General features: G+C 66.3%; 18 protein-coding genes. 8 read left to right on the top strand and 10 right to left on the bottom strand.

All coding sequences use genetic code 11. The features are described from left to right. The first annotated feature begins 11 nt into the window (after positions 1-11). Positions 12-317, top strand: coding sequence for a hypothetical protein (locus tag ACR65J_RS11300; RefSeq protein ID WP_440168737.1), 306 nt, complete (start codon positions 12-14; stop codon positions 315-317). A 93-nt stretch (positions 318-410) separates the two neighbouring features. Here ACR65J_RS11300 and ACR65J_RS11295 read toward each other — a convergent pair whose 3' ends face one another. Both ACR65J_RS11295 and paaZ read right to left on the bottom strand, forming a co-directional pair. Next, positions 411-806, bottom strand: coding sequence for a VOC family protein (locus ACR65J_RS11295; protein WP_440168734.1), 396 nt, complete (start codon positions 804-806; stop codon positions 411-413). 211 nt (positions 807-1017) lie between these two features. Then, complete coding sequence (gene paaZ, locus ACR65J_RS11290; RefSeq protein WP_440168732.1) at positions 1018-3129, bottom strand: phenylacetic acid degradation bifunctional protein PaaZ; 2112 nt, start codon at positions 3127-3129, stop codon at positions 1018-1020. Positions 3130-3271: 142 nt separating this feature from the next. Here paaZ and ACR65J_RS11285 point away from each other — a divergent pair, with 142 nt between their 5' ends. Both ACR65J_RS11285 and ACR65J_RS11280 read left to right on the top strand, forming a co-directional pair. Continuing rightward, complete coding sequence (locus ACR65J_RS11285; RefSeq protein ID WP_440168730.1) at positions 3272-3706, top strand: PaaI family thioesterase; 435 nt, start codon at positions 3272-3274, stop codon at positions 3704-3706. Between the two features lie 103 nt (positions 3707-3809). Continuing rightward, positions 3810-4517 (top strand): DUF4397 domain-containing protein, encoded by a 708-nt coding sequence (locus ACR65J_RS11280; protein WP_440168728.1) that lies wholly within the window; start codon positions 3810-3812, stop codon positions 4515-4517. Positions 4518-4590: 73 nt separating this feature from the next. On the opposite strand, the gene ACR65J_RS11275 is transcribed toward ACR65J_RS11280, so the two are convergent. Further along, entirely contained in the window at positions 4591-6702 is a 2112-nt protein-coding gene (locus tag ACR65J_RS11275) for a S1 family peptidase (protein ID WP_440168726.1), read from the bottom strand. Between the two features lie 104 nt (positions 6703-6806). After that, a complete protein-coding gene (locus tag ACR65J_RS11270) occupies positions 6807-7538 on the bottom strand; it encodes a tyrosine-protein phosphatase (protein ID WP_440168723.1) in 732 nt (243 codons plus the stop codon). 51 nt (positions 7539-7589) lie between these two features. Here ACR65J_RS11270 and ACR65J_RS11265 point away from each other — a divergent pair, with 51 nt between their 5' ends. Both ACR65J_RS11265 and ACR65J_RS11260 read left to right on the top strand, forming a co-directional pair. Next, complete coding sequence (locus ACR65J_RS11265) at positions 7590-8156, top strand: GDSL-type esterase/lipase family protein (RefSeq protein ID WP_440168720.1); 567 nt, start codon at positions 7590-7592, stop codon at positions 8154-8156. Then, positions 8105-8542 (top strand): GDSL-type esterase/lipase family protein, encoded by a 438-nt coding sequence (locus ACR65J_RS11260; RefSeq protein ID WP_440168718.1) that lies wholly within the window; start codon positions 8105-8107, stop codon positions 8540-8542. Before ACR65J_RS11265 ends, ACR65J_RS11260 begins: the two co-directional genes overlap by 52 nt. Here ACR65J_RS11260 and ACR65J_RS11255 read toward each other — a convergent pair. Beyond that, positions 8527-9147, bottom strand: coding sequence for a GNAT family N-acetyltransferase (locus tag ACR65J_RS11255; protein WP_440168715.1), 621 nt, complete (start codon positions 9145-9147; stop codon positions 8527-8529). The two genes, ACR65J_RS11260 and ACR65J_RS11255, sit on opposite strands and share 16 nt — an antisense overlap. A gap of 74 nt (positions 9148-9221) precedes the next feature. On the opposite strand from ACR65J_RS11255, the gene ACR65J_RS11250 reads away from it, so the two are divergent. Beyond that, the gene (locus ACR65J_RS11250) at positions 9222-9455 is read left to right on the top strand and encodes a DUF6480 family protein (protein ID WP_440168712.1); all 234 of its coding nucleotides are present in this window, start codon (positions 9222-9224) and stop codon (positions 9453-9455) included. A gap of 24 nt (positions 9456-9479) precedes the next feature. Here the strand turns inward: ACR65J_RS11250 and ACR65J_RS11245 are convergent, their stop codons facing one another. The 4 genes from ACR65J_RS11245 to ACR65J_RS11230 all read right to left on the bottom strand — a co-directional run bounded on the left by ACR65J_RS11245 (position 9480) and on the right by ACR65J_RS11230 (position 13185). After that, positions 9480-10352, bottom strand: coding sequence for a 3-hydroxyacyl-CoA dehydrogenase family protein (locus ACR65J_RS11245; protein ID WP_440168710.1), 873 nt, complete (start codon positions 10350-10352; stop codon positions 9480-9482). Positions 10353-10355: 3 nt separating this feature from the next. Next, positions 10356-11165: an enoyl-CoA hydratase/isomerase family protein gene (locus tag ACR65J_RS11240; RefSeq protein ID WP_440168707.1), complete on the bottom strand. Its 810-nt coding sequence runs from the start codon at positions 11163-11165 to the stop codon at positions 10356-10358. Beyond that, complete coding sequence (locus ACR65J_RS11235) at positions 11165-12391, bottom strand: thiolase family protein (protein ID WP_440168705.1); 1227 nt, start codon at positions 12389-12391, stop codon at positions 11165-11167. Before ACR65J_RS11235 ends, ACR65J_RS11240 begins: the two co-directional genes overlap by 1 nt. A 119-nt stretch (positions 12392-12510) precedes the next feature. Beyond that, complete coding sequence (locus tag ACR65J_RS11230) at positions 12511-13185, bottom strand: pentapeptide repeat-containing protein (protein WP_440168703.1); 675 nt, start codon at positions 13183-13185, stop codon at positions 12511-12513. A gap of 124 nt (positions 13186-13309) precedes the next feature. Here ACR65J_RS11230 and ACR65J_RS11225 point away from each other — a divergent pair, with 124 nt between their 5' ends. Further along, entirely contained in the window at positions 13310-13486 is a 177-nt protein-coding gene (locus tag ACR65J_RS11225) for a CsbD family protein (RefSeq protein WP_043452369.1), read from the top strand. Between the two features lie 165 nt (positions 13487-13651). On the opposite strand, the gene ACR65J_RS11220 is transcribed toward ACR65J_RS11225, so the two are convergent. Beyond that, a complete protein-coding gene (locus tag ACR65J_RS11220; RefSeq protein ID WP_440168700.1) occupies positions 13652-14722 on the bottom strand; it encodes a DNA polymerase IV in 1071 nt (356 codons plus the stop codon). A gap of 109 nt (positions 14723-14831) precedes the next feature. Between ACR65J_RS11220 and ACR65J_RS11215 the strand changes: the two genes are divergently transcribed. Further along, the gene (locus ACR65J_RS11215; protein WP_440168697.1) at positions 14832-15569 is read left to right on the top strand and encodes a dienelactone hydrolase family protein; all 738 of its coding nucleotides are present in this window, start codon (positions 14832-14834) and stop codon (positions 15567-15569) included. The last annotated feature ends 27 nt before the right edge of the window (positions 15570-15596 follow it).

Here is a 15596-nt window from a genome sequence, read left to right as displayed (position 1 = left end):
AAGGAAGAAACATGAGTCACCCCAAGGAAGAACCGGACGCAGGATTCATCGTTCCGGATCCGTCAAAGCTCCGTGAGGACATTCCCGGCGACGCCGGCGACGAGGCCAACGTGATCCGCTTCAGCGAGGAGCAGGCCCTGATCGAGGAACAGTCGCACGGCATCCGCCCCGACACCTACAGCGTCCCGCGAGGCGGGCCCACCATGGATGAGGCCCGCGGCAACATGGACCTCTCCGACCGCAGCGAAGACGGCCGCGGAACCGGCCCCGAGGATGACAGCAGCGACGACGCCCTGCACGGCGGCGCCGAAAGCTGACTCTCCTTGAACTGAGGCAGCAGGGATACCCCGATCCGACCGGGGTACCCCTGCTGCTTTAGTTTGTGCTCACGTGGTTTGCACCCACCGCGCCTAGACCTGGTACTCGAGCGCGCCGCCCAGGTTTTGGTGGATGCACAGGATGTTGTGCTCGGTGTCCATGAACCATGCGCACTTTTCCGATTCCGTGGTGCAGATATGGTTCTCTGTCTTCAGGGTGGGCAGGTCGTAGTCCTGGAACATGACGCCCCTTGCCTCCATGTCACGGACTGCCGCCTCTATATCCGCGACCTCAAAACTCAGCGCGGTATGGTCCGAGTGCCTGCCGTCCGAGACCGGCATCAGCTGCAGCATGGGACCGCCGTCGGCGCCCAGCAATTCGCTTCCGTCATCGGTCATTCCGCGGTGCGGCAGTCCGAGTTTTTCGGTGTAGAAGCTGCGGGCGCGGGCCGCATCGTCGACCGGAAGGATGGTTGTGGCTGTGTTCATTTTCAGGGTCATTGGGGCCACCTCCTACGGGCAGAATCTTACGCCCGGCAGCAGTAAAAAGAACCGGTCCAAACGCCCCATCACTTCCCGCCTCCCAAACCCAAACGCCCCATCACTTCCCGCCCACCAAACCCAAACACCCGATCACTTTCCTCAAAGAAGTGATGGGGCGTTTGGGAAGAACCGGCGGTAAGTGATGGGGCGTTGGTGGTTACTTTTCGACCAGGGTGAGGACGTCGTACGTTGCCACGATTTCGTCGTTCTGGTTGGTGAGCACGGCGTCCCAGGCCACCTCACCGTATTCGTCGGTTTCACGCGGGGTGATCTTCTTGGCGGTGAGGGTCACCCGGATGGAATCGCCGGCGGCAACCGGGGTGAGGAAGCGTGCGTTCTCCAGGCCGTAGTTGGCCAGGACTGGGCCCGGCGCAGGCTCCACGAAGAGTCCGGCAGCCCAGCTCAGCAGCAGGTAGCCGTGCGCCACGATGCCCGGGAAGAACGGGTTGGCTTCGGCTGCTTCCTGGTTGGTGTGGGCGTAGAACGTGTCCCCGGTGGAGTGGGCGAACGCGCTGATGTCCTCCAGGGTGACCTGCCGCAGGTCGGAACGGACGGCGTCGCCGATCCGCAGGGTGGACAGGTGCTTCCGGAACGGATGCGCGCCCTCGGTCTCCACGGTGAAGTTGCGGTCAGCCCCGGTGTGCCACACACCGGTGACCGCGGTCAGCATGTTCGGGGAGCCCTGGATGGCGGTCCGCTGCATGTGGTGCAGCACGGACCGGATCCCGCCCAGTTCCTCGCCGCCGCCCGCGCGTCCGGGGCCGCCGTGGACCAGGTGGGGAACGGGTGAGCCGTGGCCGGTGGAGGACCGGGCGTCCTCGCGGTTCAGCATCAAGACGCGGCCGTGGTGGGCCGCGATGCCGGTGACCAGTTCGCGGGCCGCCTCGGGATCGTTGGTGCACACTGAGGCCACCAGCGAACCTCCGCCGCGGGCGGCCAGGCGGACGGCGTCGGCCAGGTCCTTGTAGCCGATAACGGAGGATACCGGCCCGAACGCCTCCAGCGAGTGGATGGCTTCCGCTTCCGGGTTGTCCCAGTTCAGGACGACGGGAGCCATGAAGGCCCCACCGTCCACTACCCCGGTGGTTCCGTCGGCGGAGGTGACCGACGGCGATTCGAGCGTTCCGTACGCTAGCTCACCGCCGGCGTCGAGCATTGACTGGACGGCTGCGCGGACGTCCTCCAGCTGTTCCACCGACGCAAGGGCGCCCATGGTGACGCCTTCGCCGCGGGGGTCGCCCAGGACCACGCGCTCGGCGATGCGCTTGCCGATGGCTGCCGACACGGCAGGCACCAGTTCCTGCGGCACGATGGCGCGCCGGATGGCGGTGCATTTCTGGCCTGCCTTGACAGTCATCTCGGTGACCACGGACTTGACGAAGGCGTCGAATTCCGGGGTCCCCTCCACGGCGTCGGGGCCAAGGATGGCAGCGTTCAGGGAGTCGGTCTCAGACGTGAACCGGACGCCGCCCTCCACCACGTTCGGGTGGGACTTCAAGGACTTGGCCGTGGAGGCGGACCCGGTGAACGCCACCAGGTCGCGGTAATCGAGTACATCCAGGAGCCCGCGGACGGAACCGGAGATGAGCTGCAGCGAACCCTTGGGCAGGATGTTGGACTCAACGATGGCCTTGACCACGGCGGCGGCAACATAGCCAGTGGGGGTGGCCGGCTTGACGATGGTGGGGACGCCGGCCAAGAAGGCGGGGGCGAACTTCTCGAGCATGCCCCAGACGGGGAAGTTGAAGGCGTTGATCTGCACGGCAACGCCGGGGATGCGGGTGTAGATGTGTTCGCCCGCGAAGGAGCCGTCCTTGGACAGCACCTCCATGGGGCCGTCCACCACCACCTGGGAGTTGGGCAGCTCACGCCGGCCCTTGGAGCCGAAGGTGAACAGGACGCCGATGCCGCCGTCGATGTCCACCATGGAATCGATCTTGGTGGCGCCGGTCTGGAATGAGAAGTTGTAGAAGTGCTCGCGGCGCGCGTTCAGGTACTGCGCCAGCTCCTTGAGCTTGAGGGCGCGCTGGTGGAACGTCAGCCGGCCCAGCTCAGCCTGGCCGGTGGTGCGGCCGTACTCCACGACGGCGGCAAGATCCAGGCCTTCCGTGCTCACCTTGGCCAGGATCTCCCCCGTGCTCGCATCCCGGACGGGGACCGCGGAAGCCGAGGAGCCGGCGTCGGGCGTCCACCATGCGTCCATGACGAAGCTGGGCACTGTCTCCACGGTGTCGACCGTGGCCTGGGGAGCTGTGGCTGTGGTGGTCATCGTTGACGGTCCTTCCAACAAGGGGGCAGGCAAACAAGGCGGCCATTACTGACCGTCCGTTCGGTAATATATTCACCATACATGAAGTGCCGTGCTGCACACTAGAAGGCCAGGACCGAATTGGCCACCCAAAGGAGAACGCATGAACGCCCCGTCACCCCAGGACGCTTCCGCCAGCCAGCACGAGCTCTGGAAAATCACCCTCGGGGAGCTGGACGAGAAGATGGGCGTGAAAATCTTGGAGGAGTCCGTGGAGCGCGTGGTGGCCACCATGCCCGTGGAGGGCAACCGGCAGTCGTTCGGGCTGCTGCACGGCGGCGCCTCACTGGCTGTGGGTGAGGCGGTGGGGTCCTGGGCGGCCGTCATCCACGCGAGCACCATGGGCAAGACGGCGGTGGGCGTTGACGTTTCCGCCACGCACCACCGCTCCGCGCGCGAGGGCCAGGTGACCATCACGGCCACCCCCATCCACCTGGGCGGCACGCTGGCCACGCACGAGGTGCTGATCACCAACGAGGCAGGCCAGCGGCTGTGCACCCTGCGCATCACCAACCTGCTGATGAAGCGGAAGAACTAACGAAAAAAATTCCCGGGCGGTGCATCCATGGGCGGCACTGCAGAGGTAATAAGCATGTCAGCATCACCAGCCCGGATACCGGGCATCCCCCAAGGAGTTCGACATGCGCAAAATAGCCTACGCCGCTGGAGCACTTTCCCTTGCTGCTTCACTGGCCTTCGCCGCTCCCGCCCAGGCCGGCAACTGGCACCACGATGACGACCCCGCCCTGCTGTCCGTCCTGCACGGCGTTCCCGGCCTGACCGTGGATGTATGGGTGAATGGCGAGCTCACCCTTGATGACTTCACGCCCGGGACCCTGGCCGGACCACTGGAACTGGCCGCCGGCGATTACCAGATCGCCATCACCGCATCGGACGCCACCAGCGCCGAAAACCCGGTGATCGGCCCGGTCGACGTGCAGCTCGACGAGGGACGCAACTACACGGCAGTGGCGCACCTTGACGCGGACGGAGCCCCTACCGCGTCCCTTTTCACGAACGACACCAAGGCTCCCGGAAATGACACGAAGGGCAAGCTCACGGTCCGGCACGTCGCCGCAGCGCCCGCGGTGGACGTACTGGCCGGCGGAACCGCCGTAATTGAAGGCCTCAGCAACCCGGACGAGGCAACCCTGAAGCTGAAGGCCGGCACGGTTTCAGCTTCGGTGGCAGCGGCAGGGACCACCGACCCCGTGATTGGCCCGGCTGATATCACCGTCGAAGGTGGCAAGAACACCATCGTCTATGCCTGGGGAAGCCTGGCCGACGGCACGCTGGACGTGGCGGTCCAGGTGGTTGACGGCAAGGAGAGGTGCGGGGGCCGCCGCTGAGGCAGGTGCTGCGCATCATCCTCGCGGCGTCGCCACGGGCCGGGTCCCCTAACGGCGACCCGGCGCGTGGCGGCTACCGTGAAGCCCGCCGCTTCCGCCTGCGGACAAGCACCGTCAGCACAATCCCGACAGCAAGGGCGCCCGCGGCGGCAGCAGCCGCGGGAAGCAACCCGGCTGACCCGGTGTACGCCAGGCCGCCACTGGCGGGATCACCGCTTCCACCCGTGTTGGCAAGGTCCGCAGGAGGAGCGGCGGTAGCCGGGCTGGTTGCCGGCGGAGGTACGACGGCGGGAGTTTCCGCAGGCTGGGCAGGCGGCGGATCCGCGGGGGCTGGGTCAGTCAGGGCAGGATCAGTCAGGGCAGGCCCGCTCGGCGCGGGCGTCAATGGTGCCGGGCTTGCCGGCGGCTCAGTGGGTGCCGGGCTTGCCGGCGGGGCGGGCGGTGCCGCTGCCGACGCATACTCAAAGCTGTTGGCACCGGACCGGCTGAACCCGTTTACCGTTTCTGCGGTGAAGCGGAGCGTTTCCGTGCCCTGCGGAGCCGTAAAGCTCCATTTGCCGGCCGAGTCCACGGGCACCTCGAACGGGTCCTTTCCCTGGAGCGTGACCCGGACCGTGGATCCGGCGGCAACGGCAGATGCGGGAGCCGCGGGAACCTGGCCGCTGATGACCTGGCCCGGCTGGTAGGCGGCTCCGGACGCGGGTGCCGTGATGGCAGGCTTGTTCAGGAAAAGTTCCAGCTGATAGCCGTGAAGTACCTTCAGGGAGTCCTGGAGCGTAGCAGCCACGGCAATGTTTACCGCCCCGCCCGATTCGCCGGCGGAATGGATGCCCACCGCGAAGTTGCCACTGATCCACGGGCCACCTGAGTCACCGCCCGCGGACTGGACATCGTAGGAGAGGAACCCGTTGAACGCGCGGATGTCATTGTGCCCGGGATCGGCAGGGTCATCGACGTACGTGGGGCCGCCCACCAGGAAGATCCCCACGGCACTGACGTGGCCGCAAGACCACCCCGTCCTCCACCCCGAGCGGCAGACGGGCATCCCGGGCACCGGGGCAGCCGTTCCGATGATCTTGACGTCCGGGCCGGGCTGTAACGGGTTCCCGTGGGTACTGGTGGCCGGTAGAGGGTCCAGGTCCTGCCCGATCGCCCCGATGACGGCTATGTCGGTGCCCACATTCCCGGGATCGGTGACTGCTGTGTAGTCGGGACCGGTGGGGGTTGTTGGATCGAGCACCGGAGAGTTACCTGGACCGCCGAACTGGCTGAACTGGAAGGTTCCCAGCCGCCCGGAAGGCACTCCCCCGAGCAGCAGGTCAACGGTTGTGGCAGTACCGTCTTCCGCGCAGTGTCCGGCAGTCAGGACAGCGGGCAGCCCCGCCGGGTCAAAGGCGGAAAAGCCGGTCGAACAGGTATACCCCTGGTCCGACCTGTAGCCAACCCCGCCCGGCACGTCTGCTTCCGGCTTAAGGGGGGCAGCGCCGTCGAGCACGACGTTCGCGTACTTCGCGACGAATTCCGATGGCGAAATCTTGCCGGGACTTGCGGCGCCGCTTTGGTGTGCGGTGCCTGCCGCTGCAGCTCCTTCAGATGCTGACTGTGCCGCGGCGACTCCGCCTGTGCGGATCACGAATTGTCCAGCCTCGGAGACCACAGCCTGCAGGTCTGCTGTTCCGACGTCCCGCAAGTACGCCTGGAAGAGTTGGGCGGCGCTCACTGCGACTTGCCGGCCCGGGGCTGGCTCAGCTGTTGGAGCGACCTTGGATTGGGGTGGGGCGGACGGCGCATCGGGTGCCGGCGCTGGGACTGAGGCCTCGAGTGCCGGGGGTGCAACGAGCACGAATGTGCCGCCGCCGGTCTTGTTCAGTTCGTCCACCCGGGCCTGCAGGGCAGAACCTGTGCCCCGCACCTGGATCTTTCCGTTTCCAATGCTGAGTCCTTCGTAGCCCGGGAGCACCTGGAGGGAGTCCAGGGCCTGCATGGCCTGCCGCCCCAGTTCGCCCGCCGCGTTGAATTCCGCCAGCGTCATGCCCAGGTCACGGAGCACGGCTTCGGCGAGCCCTTCGACGGAAGGAGCCGGCGAAGGATAAGGATCTGCCAACCTGCTGCCTGGCTCGGGGCCCCCGGCGAAGGCCGCGGTGGGCACAGCACCAACGCCCAACGCAAGAACGATGCCAGCCATCACTCCCGCGGCAAGTAATTGGTTCCCTGGTGCTGCCGTTCCGCTCATAGCCGTCTCTCTGCCGGTCCACGCAACGGAGGCAGTAGTCCCTCACGTCACATACGTCACACTGGTCCCAGTGTAGGCGCATGCGTTCCGGAGAGGGCCAGCACAGCATCCAGTTCGGCTGTTTGCAGCCCGTTGGCCAGGAGATAGCCACGCGTGTCGAGGGCCCGGACAAATGCGACTACCGCGAGGCCTCGCTGCTCCAGCAGGGGCTCGAGCTCCGGCTCGGTCAGGTAGCGTTCCCGGCTGTGCGGCGGCCCATGGGTGCGGTAGCGCTCGTTGATCCCGCGGGCTGCCCGCCGGTAGCCCTCGGCGATGGCCTCATCGGAGTCACCCGCCAGGTCCTGGACCATGGCAGCCACCAGTCCGCTGCGGTCCCGCCCGGCGGCGCAGTGCAGCACCACATCCCCCTTGGCCGCGGCAAGGGCAATGGCCCGGAAGACGCCCACCAGTCTCTCCGGGAAAAGCCGCGCATTATCGGCATAGTGTGCAGGATCGTTCAGGTAGGGACCTGTGACGGCGGTAAACCGCGCATCCCCCGGTTCCTCCGTGGGTGCCTGCACCACATCGATGTCCGCCCGGGCTGCGGCAGGCACATCAGGATCGCTGTCGCGGCGCCGGCCCTCGCCTGGGTTGCGGAGATCAACGACGGTGCGGACGCCGTCGTCGAACGCCTGCTTCCACCCTGCTTCGGTCAGCCACTCGCGCCGCCCCATCCGGTAGATTCCGCCGGAGACGTGCCATGCGTTGACAGCGCCATCCCACTCCACGGACTTGCCCTGCTTGCTCATCCGCACAGCTAACCACACACCTGCGAGCCCGGGTCACATAACGGAGAAACGTTGCCGAAGGAAGGGCTGCCCGGCCCAAGTCCTCCGCCGGGTTGCCGCGTAGCCTTACTCTCTGCTGCCCTCAATCCGGGGGCAGCACGTCATTTCAGGGGACAAAAAGATGAAGAATTCAGTACGACGGCGGCAGTCGGGTCTCGCAGCAGGGCTCGCCGCCTTGGCAATCACCGCTGGTTTAACGGCCGCCCTGCGCAGGCCGCGGACAAGATCAAATACATAGCCCTCGGAGATTCCTATGCCGCCGGCCAAGGGGCAGGGGCGTATCAGGATGCTTGCTACCGCAGCGACAACAGCTATTCCGAACTCGCCGCCGAGGACAAGGCCGTCAAACTGGTAGTCAATGCTGCCTGCAGCGGCAAGACCACATGGGACGTCGTGAACACCCAACTGCGCCAGCTGAATAAGAGTACGGAACTGGTGACCATCACGGCAGGCGGCAACAACATCGGCTTCGGGGACATCATCAACTATTGCGGAGTCGTCCTGGCGCAGCTCCCACCGGCTCCGAAATGTGGCGGCGCCCTCGAGCAATCGGAATACAGCTTCAGAGCGGCCAGCTGAAAAGCGATCTGGTTACGATGATCCAGAGCGTGCGGGCCGCAGCGCCAAACGCCAAGATTGTGGTGACCGGCTATCCCTACCTCCTGGACCCAATCCCGGCAGGGATGACCGACCCGGCTGCGCAGTTCATCTACACGGCCACCAACTTGGCGGACCGGCTGGACGACACGATCGACGCCGCGGCGAAGGAGGCCGATGCCGCCGCTGCCGGGGACCCCAAAGTGCAATACGTCGATGTGCGGACCGTCTTCCTCGGCCACGGCGCCTTGTCGCCACAGCCGTGGATCAACCTTGGCACCGCGCCTGATGGCTTCCACCCAAACGCTGCGGGCTACCAGGCCTACTTCAAGGCACTCAGCGGATCGGGCGTTTACTCCGTTCCGTAACCCCGCCGGTCCAGCCGGTACTCAAGCCCGGCGCGGACTGCCAGCCACTCGTGCTCCAGGATGGAGAACACCGCGGTGTCCCGCAGGTTCCCGTCGCTGGTCCGTGAATGGCTGCGGAGCACCCCGTCCTGCTTGGCTCCCAGCCGTGCGATGGCCTCCCGCGACTGGTGGTTCAGCCAGTGCGTGCGGAACTCCACGGCTGGGCAGCCCAGCACCTCGAAGGCATGCCGGAGCAGCAGGAGCTTGGAGTCGGGGTTGGTCCCTGTCCCCTGCACGGAGGCCGCGTTCCACGTGGAGCCGATTTCCACGCGGGGCGTGGCGGCATCGATGTTCATGTACGTGGTCATACCGATGATGCGGCCCGGGCGGCCCGTGCCGGGATCAATCAGCCGGGTGGTGAAGGGCAGCATCGACCCCTGCTCCTGCAGGGCGAGCCGGCGCCTGATCTCGGCCGCCATGGCGTCGGGCGCGGGCACGGACGTGTACCAGAGCTTCCACAGCTCGCCGTCCCTAGCCGCGTCCAGCAGCCCGTCGTGGTGCTCTTCCGCGAGCGGCTCCAGGATTACATAGCGGCCGGTCAGGGTAAGGGGTTCAAGGAAAGTCACTGCACCAGCCTAGGCCCGCCGGCAGGGCGGGTTACGCTGGGGCAAGCACCACGACGTCGAGCGAGGGAGTTATTGTGTCAGGACCCAACCCGGATCCCGAGGACGACAAGATCACCGGCCTGGAGCCCGGCGGCGGAGTTCCCCCGGGTGAAACCCCGCCGGGAGAAGCCTCCACCGCAGGCCCGCAAGGCCACGAAGAGCACGGCACCAGGAAAGGCACCCAGTTCCTGTGGATCGGCATCATTGGCGTCGTGGTCCTGCTGTGCCTCCTGTACTTCATCGGCTACATCGTGGGCATTTTCGACTAGCCCCCATTCCCGAAGGCGGACAGCCTAGCTGGGCCAGTCGAAGAAGCCCTTCCCGGTTTTGCGTCCGAGTTCCCCCCGCGCCACCTTGTCCCTAAGGATCTGCGGCGGCGCGAACCGCTCGCCGAGGGTGGAATGGAGGTACTCGGCGATGCCCAGGCGGACGTCGAGGCCCACGATGTCAGTGGTTTTGAGTGGTCCGGTGGGGTGTTTGTAGCCCAGGACCATGGCGTTGTCGATGTCCTCGGCGGACGCCACTCCTTCCTCCACCATCCGCATGGCCTCCAGTGCGATGGCCACGCCCAGGCGTGAGGACGCGAACCCCGGGGCATCGTTGACGACGACGGCGGTCTTCCCGAGTGCCTCCACCCAGGATTTGGCGGCGGCAGCAAGTTCGGGAGACGTGCGCTCCCCCAGCACCACCTCGATGAGCGTGGATGCAGGCACGGGGTTGAAGAAGTGCAGGCCCACGAAGTTTTCCGGGCGCTTCAGTTCACGGGCGAGTCCGCTGACGGACAGCGAGGAGGTGTTGGATGCGATGTAGGCGTCCTGCCCCAGCCGTTCCTCGATGCCCCTCAATGCCGTGACTTTGAGGTCCCAGTCTTCAGGGACCGCTTCCACCACCAACTGCCGGTCCGCAAAGGCGTCGTAGTCGGTGCTGACGGTCAGGCGGGTCACCAGTTCCTCGAAGTTGGCATCCACCGCCCCGCGTTCGATGCTCTTCAACGCGGCCGACTCCACCCGTTCCTGGGCAGCTTCGGCGGAGACGTCGTCGCGCTCCACCACCAGCACATTGGCGCCCTTGATCAGGAAGGCGTGGGCGATGCCGGCGCCCATGCGGCCGCCGCCCAGCACCCCCACGAGAGGGGGAAGGTTGGCGGGAACTTTCGGGTTGCTCATGGTCTACTTTCCGTCGGCGGGGTGTGCGGAGGCGGTGTTTGCCTTCTTCGCTGCATTGCGGTCCAGGAACGCCTGCATCCGGTCGAATTTGGCTTGCGACTCGAAGAGGATGCCCTGCGCCAGCTGGTCGATCAGCGGGTGCGCTTCTGCGGGGGCGTGGAAAACGGATTTGGTGATGCGGACGGCCAGCGGGTCCTGCCGCCCGATCCTGTTGGCCAGGCTGTGGGCGGCGTCCAGGAGCTCGGCGGGATCGTGGATTTCGGTGATGAGGTTGGCCGCTTTGGCTTCGTCTGCGCCAAGGACCAGCCCGGCCAGCAGGATCTGCTTGGCCAGCGGCTCGCCCACCAGTTCCCTGAGCCGCCAGCTGGCGCCGGCTGCGGCCAGGATTCCCAGCCCCGTTTCCGGGTTGCCGATCCGCACGTTGGGGGTGCCGATGCGGAAGTCCGCGGCGTAGGCGAGTTCGGCGCCGCCGCCCAGGCAGTAGCCGTCCAGTGCGGCGATGACCGGCATGGGCAGCTTGGCGATCCGGACGAAGATGGTGGAGTTGATGCCCTGCAGGGCATCGTCACGGCGGCGTTCGCGCAGCTGGGCAATGTCGGCACCGGAGGCGAAGACCCCGTCCACGCCGGCGATGATCAGCACCTTGGGGTTTTGTTCCAGTGCCGCGCAGACAGTGTGGAGTTCGTCCACCATCTGCTGGTCGATCGCGTTCTTCACCTGGGGCCGGTTGAGCAGCACCACCACCCGGTCCTCACGCTCCTCCACGAGGAGCGCGGAGAAGTTCTCTGCCGTGAGGTCCACCGTGGCGGTCATCAGATTTTCTCCAGCAGCATCGCGGTGCCCTGCCCAACGCCCACGCACATGGTGGCCAGGCCGATCTTTGCGTCTTCGCGTTCCATCCGCCCCAGCAGGGTGATGGCGAGCCGTGACCCGCTGGAACCGAGCGGGTGCCCCAAAGCGATGGCGCCGCCGTCGCGGTTCACGATCTCCGGCTCGAGTCCAAGCCGGCGGATGCAGGCCAGTGACTGCGTGGCAAAGGCTTCATTAAGTTCGACGGCGGACAGGTCACCGACGCTCAGGCCGCTCCGCTTGAGCACCTTCTGCGTGGCGGGGACCGGGCCGATGCCCATGATCTCGGGCTCGCAGCCGGCAGAAGCGCCGTCAATGATGCGGGCACGGGGCGTCAGGCCCAGCCGCTCAATGGCTGCTTCCGAGGCAATGATGATGGCCGACGCGCCATCATTCAGGGACGAGGAGTTCCCGGCCGTCACCACGGAACCGCCGTGCGCCACCGGCTTCAGCCGGGCGAGAACGTCCATGCTGGTACCGGCCCGCGGGCCCTCGTCCGTGTCCACCACGGTCTCTGACTTGCGGGTCTTGACCGTGACGGGGACGATCTCGTCCTTGAACCGGCCCGCCTCGATCGCGTCCAGGGCCAGCTGATGGGAACGGACGGCGAACGCGTCAGCGTCTTCGCGGGTGATGCCGTCCACACGGGCCACTTCCTCCGCCGTCTCCGGCATGGAGTACGTCATCTTCCCGTCCCGGGACAGGCCGCCGTGCTGGAAGTGCGGGTTAGTGAAACGCCAGCCGATGGAGGTGTCGAAGATCTGGCCCGGCTTGGCGAACGCGGCGGTGGGCTTTTCCTGCACCCAGGGTGCGCGGCTCATGGACTCCACGCCGCCGGCGATCACGATGTCCGCGGCTCCGGCCTTGATCATGTGGCTGGCCTGGATGATGGCGCTGAGTCCCGACGCGCAGAGCCGGTTGACCGTAATTCCCGGAATGTGCAGCGGCAGCCCGGCCAGCAGGGTGGCCATCCGGGCCACGTTCCGGTTTTCCTCGCCCGCGCCGTTCGCGTTGCCCAGGATCACCTCGTCGATGCTTTCAGGATCCAGGCCGGCACGTTCCACGGCCTCGCGGACCACCAGGGCGGCGAGATCATCCGGCCGCACGGAGGACAAGGCACCTCCGTACCTGCCCACGGGCGTTCGGACGCCGCCAACAAGGAAAGCCTGCGGACCTGCAGTTGCAGCCATGGAAACACCCTTCACGCGATAAACAGCACTGTCATCGGCGGCCGGCACAGCGGAATCTTCCACTTACCGACCGTTCGTTCTGTAAATGGTACACGGCAAGGCTCTTGGTGCGCATCCGGTTACAGGACCTTCACTCCCAGGTGCGCGGCGATCAGCGGCGCCAGGAGGCCTAGCTGGTACTCATCAATGACAAGTCCGGACATGCTGCCCAGGCCGCTGATCCTGCGGAACTGCGTGCCCCGGATGTCGAAGTCCTTCAACCTGGCTCCTGCCACGTCCAGCGATCCAACAGTGCAGTCTTCCAGCCGCACGCGGGTTGCGCCGGCACCCCCGAGGTCCAGTTCGTTGATGATGCAGCCGCTGATCAGCACGTCATTGAGCTTGGCGCCGCGGAGGTTGAGGAAGTCCAGCTTGCCGCCGTCGATCCTGACTGACTGCCAGCCGCTTTCATACAATTCCGCGGAGCCCAGGCGCGGGTTGCGGAGCTCCACGTCGCGCCAGGTACTGCGGGCGCCCTGGAAGACCGGCGCGTAGGCCTCCGCCAGGATGCAGTCGCGAAACGAGGCACCGCGGAGCTGGGCCTCGTTGAAAGATGCGGCATCGAACCGGCACTCGGCGAATACAGCTTCCCCCAGGTCAAGACCGTCCAGGGTGGTGCGGTTGAACCGTACGTTCTCGTACCGGCCCCCGCGGCCCAACGACGGGTCCGGCAGGTCTTCAAGGTCCGGCAGCTCAACCGCGGAGAGCCGGGGTGCAGCGACCTTGGCCGGCGCCGTGCCACGTGCTTTATCCATAGCCCCGAGCCTAGCGCCGGCCCCCGACAAGGAACACCACACAGGAGGGCTTGAAACAGTAAGCAAGCTTTGTTTATTGTGAAAGGGCACGGTTGATCGACGGAAACGAGAGGAGGCCGGAACCATGGGCCTCGGAGACAAGATCAGTAACGCGGCAGAGGACCTCGGCGGCAAGGCCAAGGAAGCTGCAGGCAACGCGACCGACAACGACCGCCTGAAGGCAGAAGGCCAGGCCGACCAGGTCAAGGCAGACGCCAAGAAGGTGGGCGAAAGCGTGAAGGACGAGTTCAAGCGCGACTAGTCCTTGCTGGTGCAGCCGCAGCGAACGGCGTGCTGCAACAGCCCCAAACGGCGGCGGATCCATCGGATCCGCCGCCGTTTCGCTGTCCACCCACCATCGACTGCTGAGTACCTGCCGTTTTGAGGCGTCAGAACGACAAGTACGGAGCAATCGATGGGGGAAATCTCACCAGCCGCTGCGGGTCGGCGTGTGCCCCTTCCGGGAATCTTCGGGCATGGTCATCTCGGCACGGACACCCAGCAGCCGGACAGCTTGCCCAGGTTCGATCTTCGAGGCCAGGTCAAGCACCTGTGCCAGCACCACCTCGGGATCGGATGTCTCGGGGATCTTCCGAGCGTAGGTCCTGGTGGTGAACGGGGCGTACCGCACCTTCAGCGTCAGGCCGATCACGGGCCTGCCTTCGGAAGCGACGTCCTCCATGACGTGCGCCGCCAACTCCCGGACGGCATCCTCAATCGGTGCCCTATCCGTCAGATCCCGCTGGAAGGTAGTCTCGCGGCTGTGCCCTCGCGCCACCCATGGGGTGTCGTCAACCACCCGGGAGCCGTCTCCCCGCCCCAACTGCGCGTACCAGGGCCCCATTTTTGGACCGAATTCGGGAACCAGGTCCCCAGGGTTGGCCGCTGCCAGGTCAGCAACGGTCGTGATACCGAGGGTGGAGAGACGGCGGGACACTGCCTGTCCCACGCCCCAGAGATCGATGGTGGGCCGCTCCCCCATAACCTCGAGCCAATTCCCTTGCGTGAGCCGAAAGACGCCGGCGGGTTTGCCGAACGTTGTCGCGACCTTGGCACGGACCAGGGTGTCCCCGATGCCGACGCTGCAGTGCAGCTGGGTTTCCGCCAGGACTTCCTCCTGCAGCCGGCGGGCGAAGGCTTCGGGATCGGCCGTCTCAAGGCCGACGAATGCCTCGTCCCAGCCGAGCACCTGGACGGTGGTTCCCGGCTGGGCGCGCAGGACCGCCATCACCTTTTCGGATGCTTCCAGGTAGGCCTCGTGGTCCACCGGCAGGATGACCGCATCGGGCACTTTCCGCGCCGCAATGCGCAGCGGCATTCCGGAGCCCACGCCGTAGGCCCGCGCCTCGTAGGACGCGGTGGACACGACTGCACGCTCGGTGGGGTCGCCACGGCCGCCCACGATCACCGGCCTGCCCGCAAGCTCGGGACGGCGCAGCACTTCGACGGCGGCGATGAACTGGTCCAGGTCCACATGCAGCACCCACGGTTCGTTCACAGGCCCAGTCTGCCCCGGCAGCGCCGCGCGCACCACCCGGCCTCCCGCCGTCGAATACCCCGGGGCACAAACGCGCGACATCCCGGAGGCTGCCGGTTAGCCTTGGGCCATGACGAACGTAGACCTCAGCGCTGCGAGCACCGCTGCCGGCGGATCCCCTTCCCTGCACGGCTATCTTGCCGTGCCCGAAGGGCAGGGGCCTTTTCCCGGCATCGTGATGATCCACGAGGCTTTCGGCCTGGATGACCAGACCCGGCGCCACGCGGACCGGCTGGCCCGCGCGGGGTACCTCACCCTGGCGCTGGATCTATACAGCGACGGCGGCCCGCGGCGTTGCCTGGTGGCAACCATGCGTGCCATGGCCGCCCGCACGGGGCGGCCCTTCGTTGACATCGCCACGGCCCGCACCTGGCTGGCGGAGTCTGAACTGGGCAACGGCAAAACCGGGGTGATCGGCTTCTGCATGGGCGGCGGATTCGCGCTGCTGGTGGCACGGGACGGATTCGATGCCGCCTCCGTCAACTACGGCCGGCTCCCAGGGAAGCAGCAGCAGGACCTGGAAGACGCACTCCGCGGTGCCTGCCCTATCGTGGCCAACTTCGGCGGTGCGGACAAGTCCCTGAAGGGAGCCGCGGCCCGGCTCGAATCAGCCCTCGACCACTTGGGCATCGAGCACAGCGTCAAGGAATTTCCCCGCGCCGGCCACGCCTTCCTCAATGATGCAGAGCTGGGACCGGTTCTCCTCAGGCCGCTGATGCGGGTCATGGGCGTGGGGCCGGACCCGGCGTCCGCCCCCGAGGCCTGGCAGCGCATCGAGGACCACTTCGCCAGGTATCTGAAGGACTGACAGGTACTTGAAGGACTGACCCATCCC

This window comes from Arthrobacter sp. SAFR-044, from assembly GCF_059414985.1.
The sequence above is the reverse complement of the archived record's forward strand: the minus strand, read 5'-3'. Positions and strand labels throughout refer to the sequence as shown.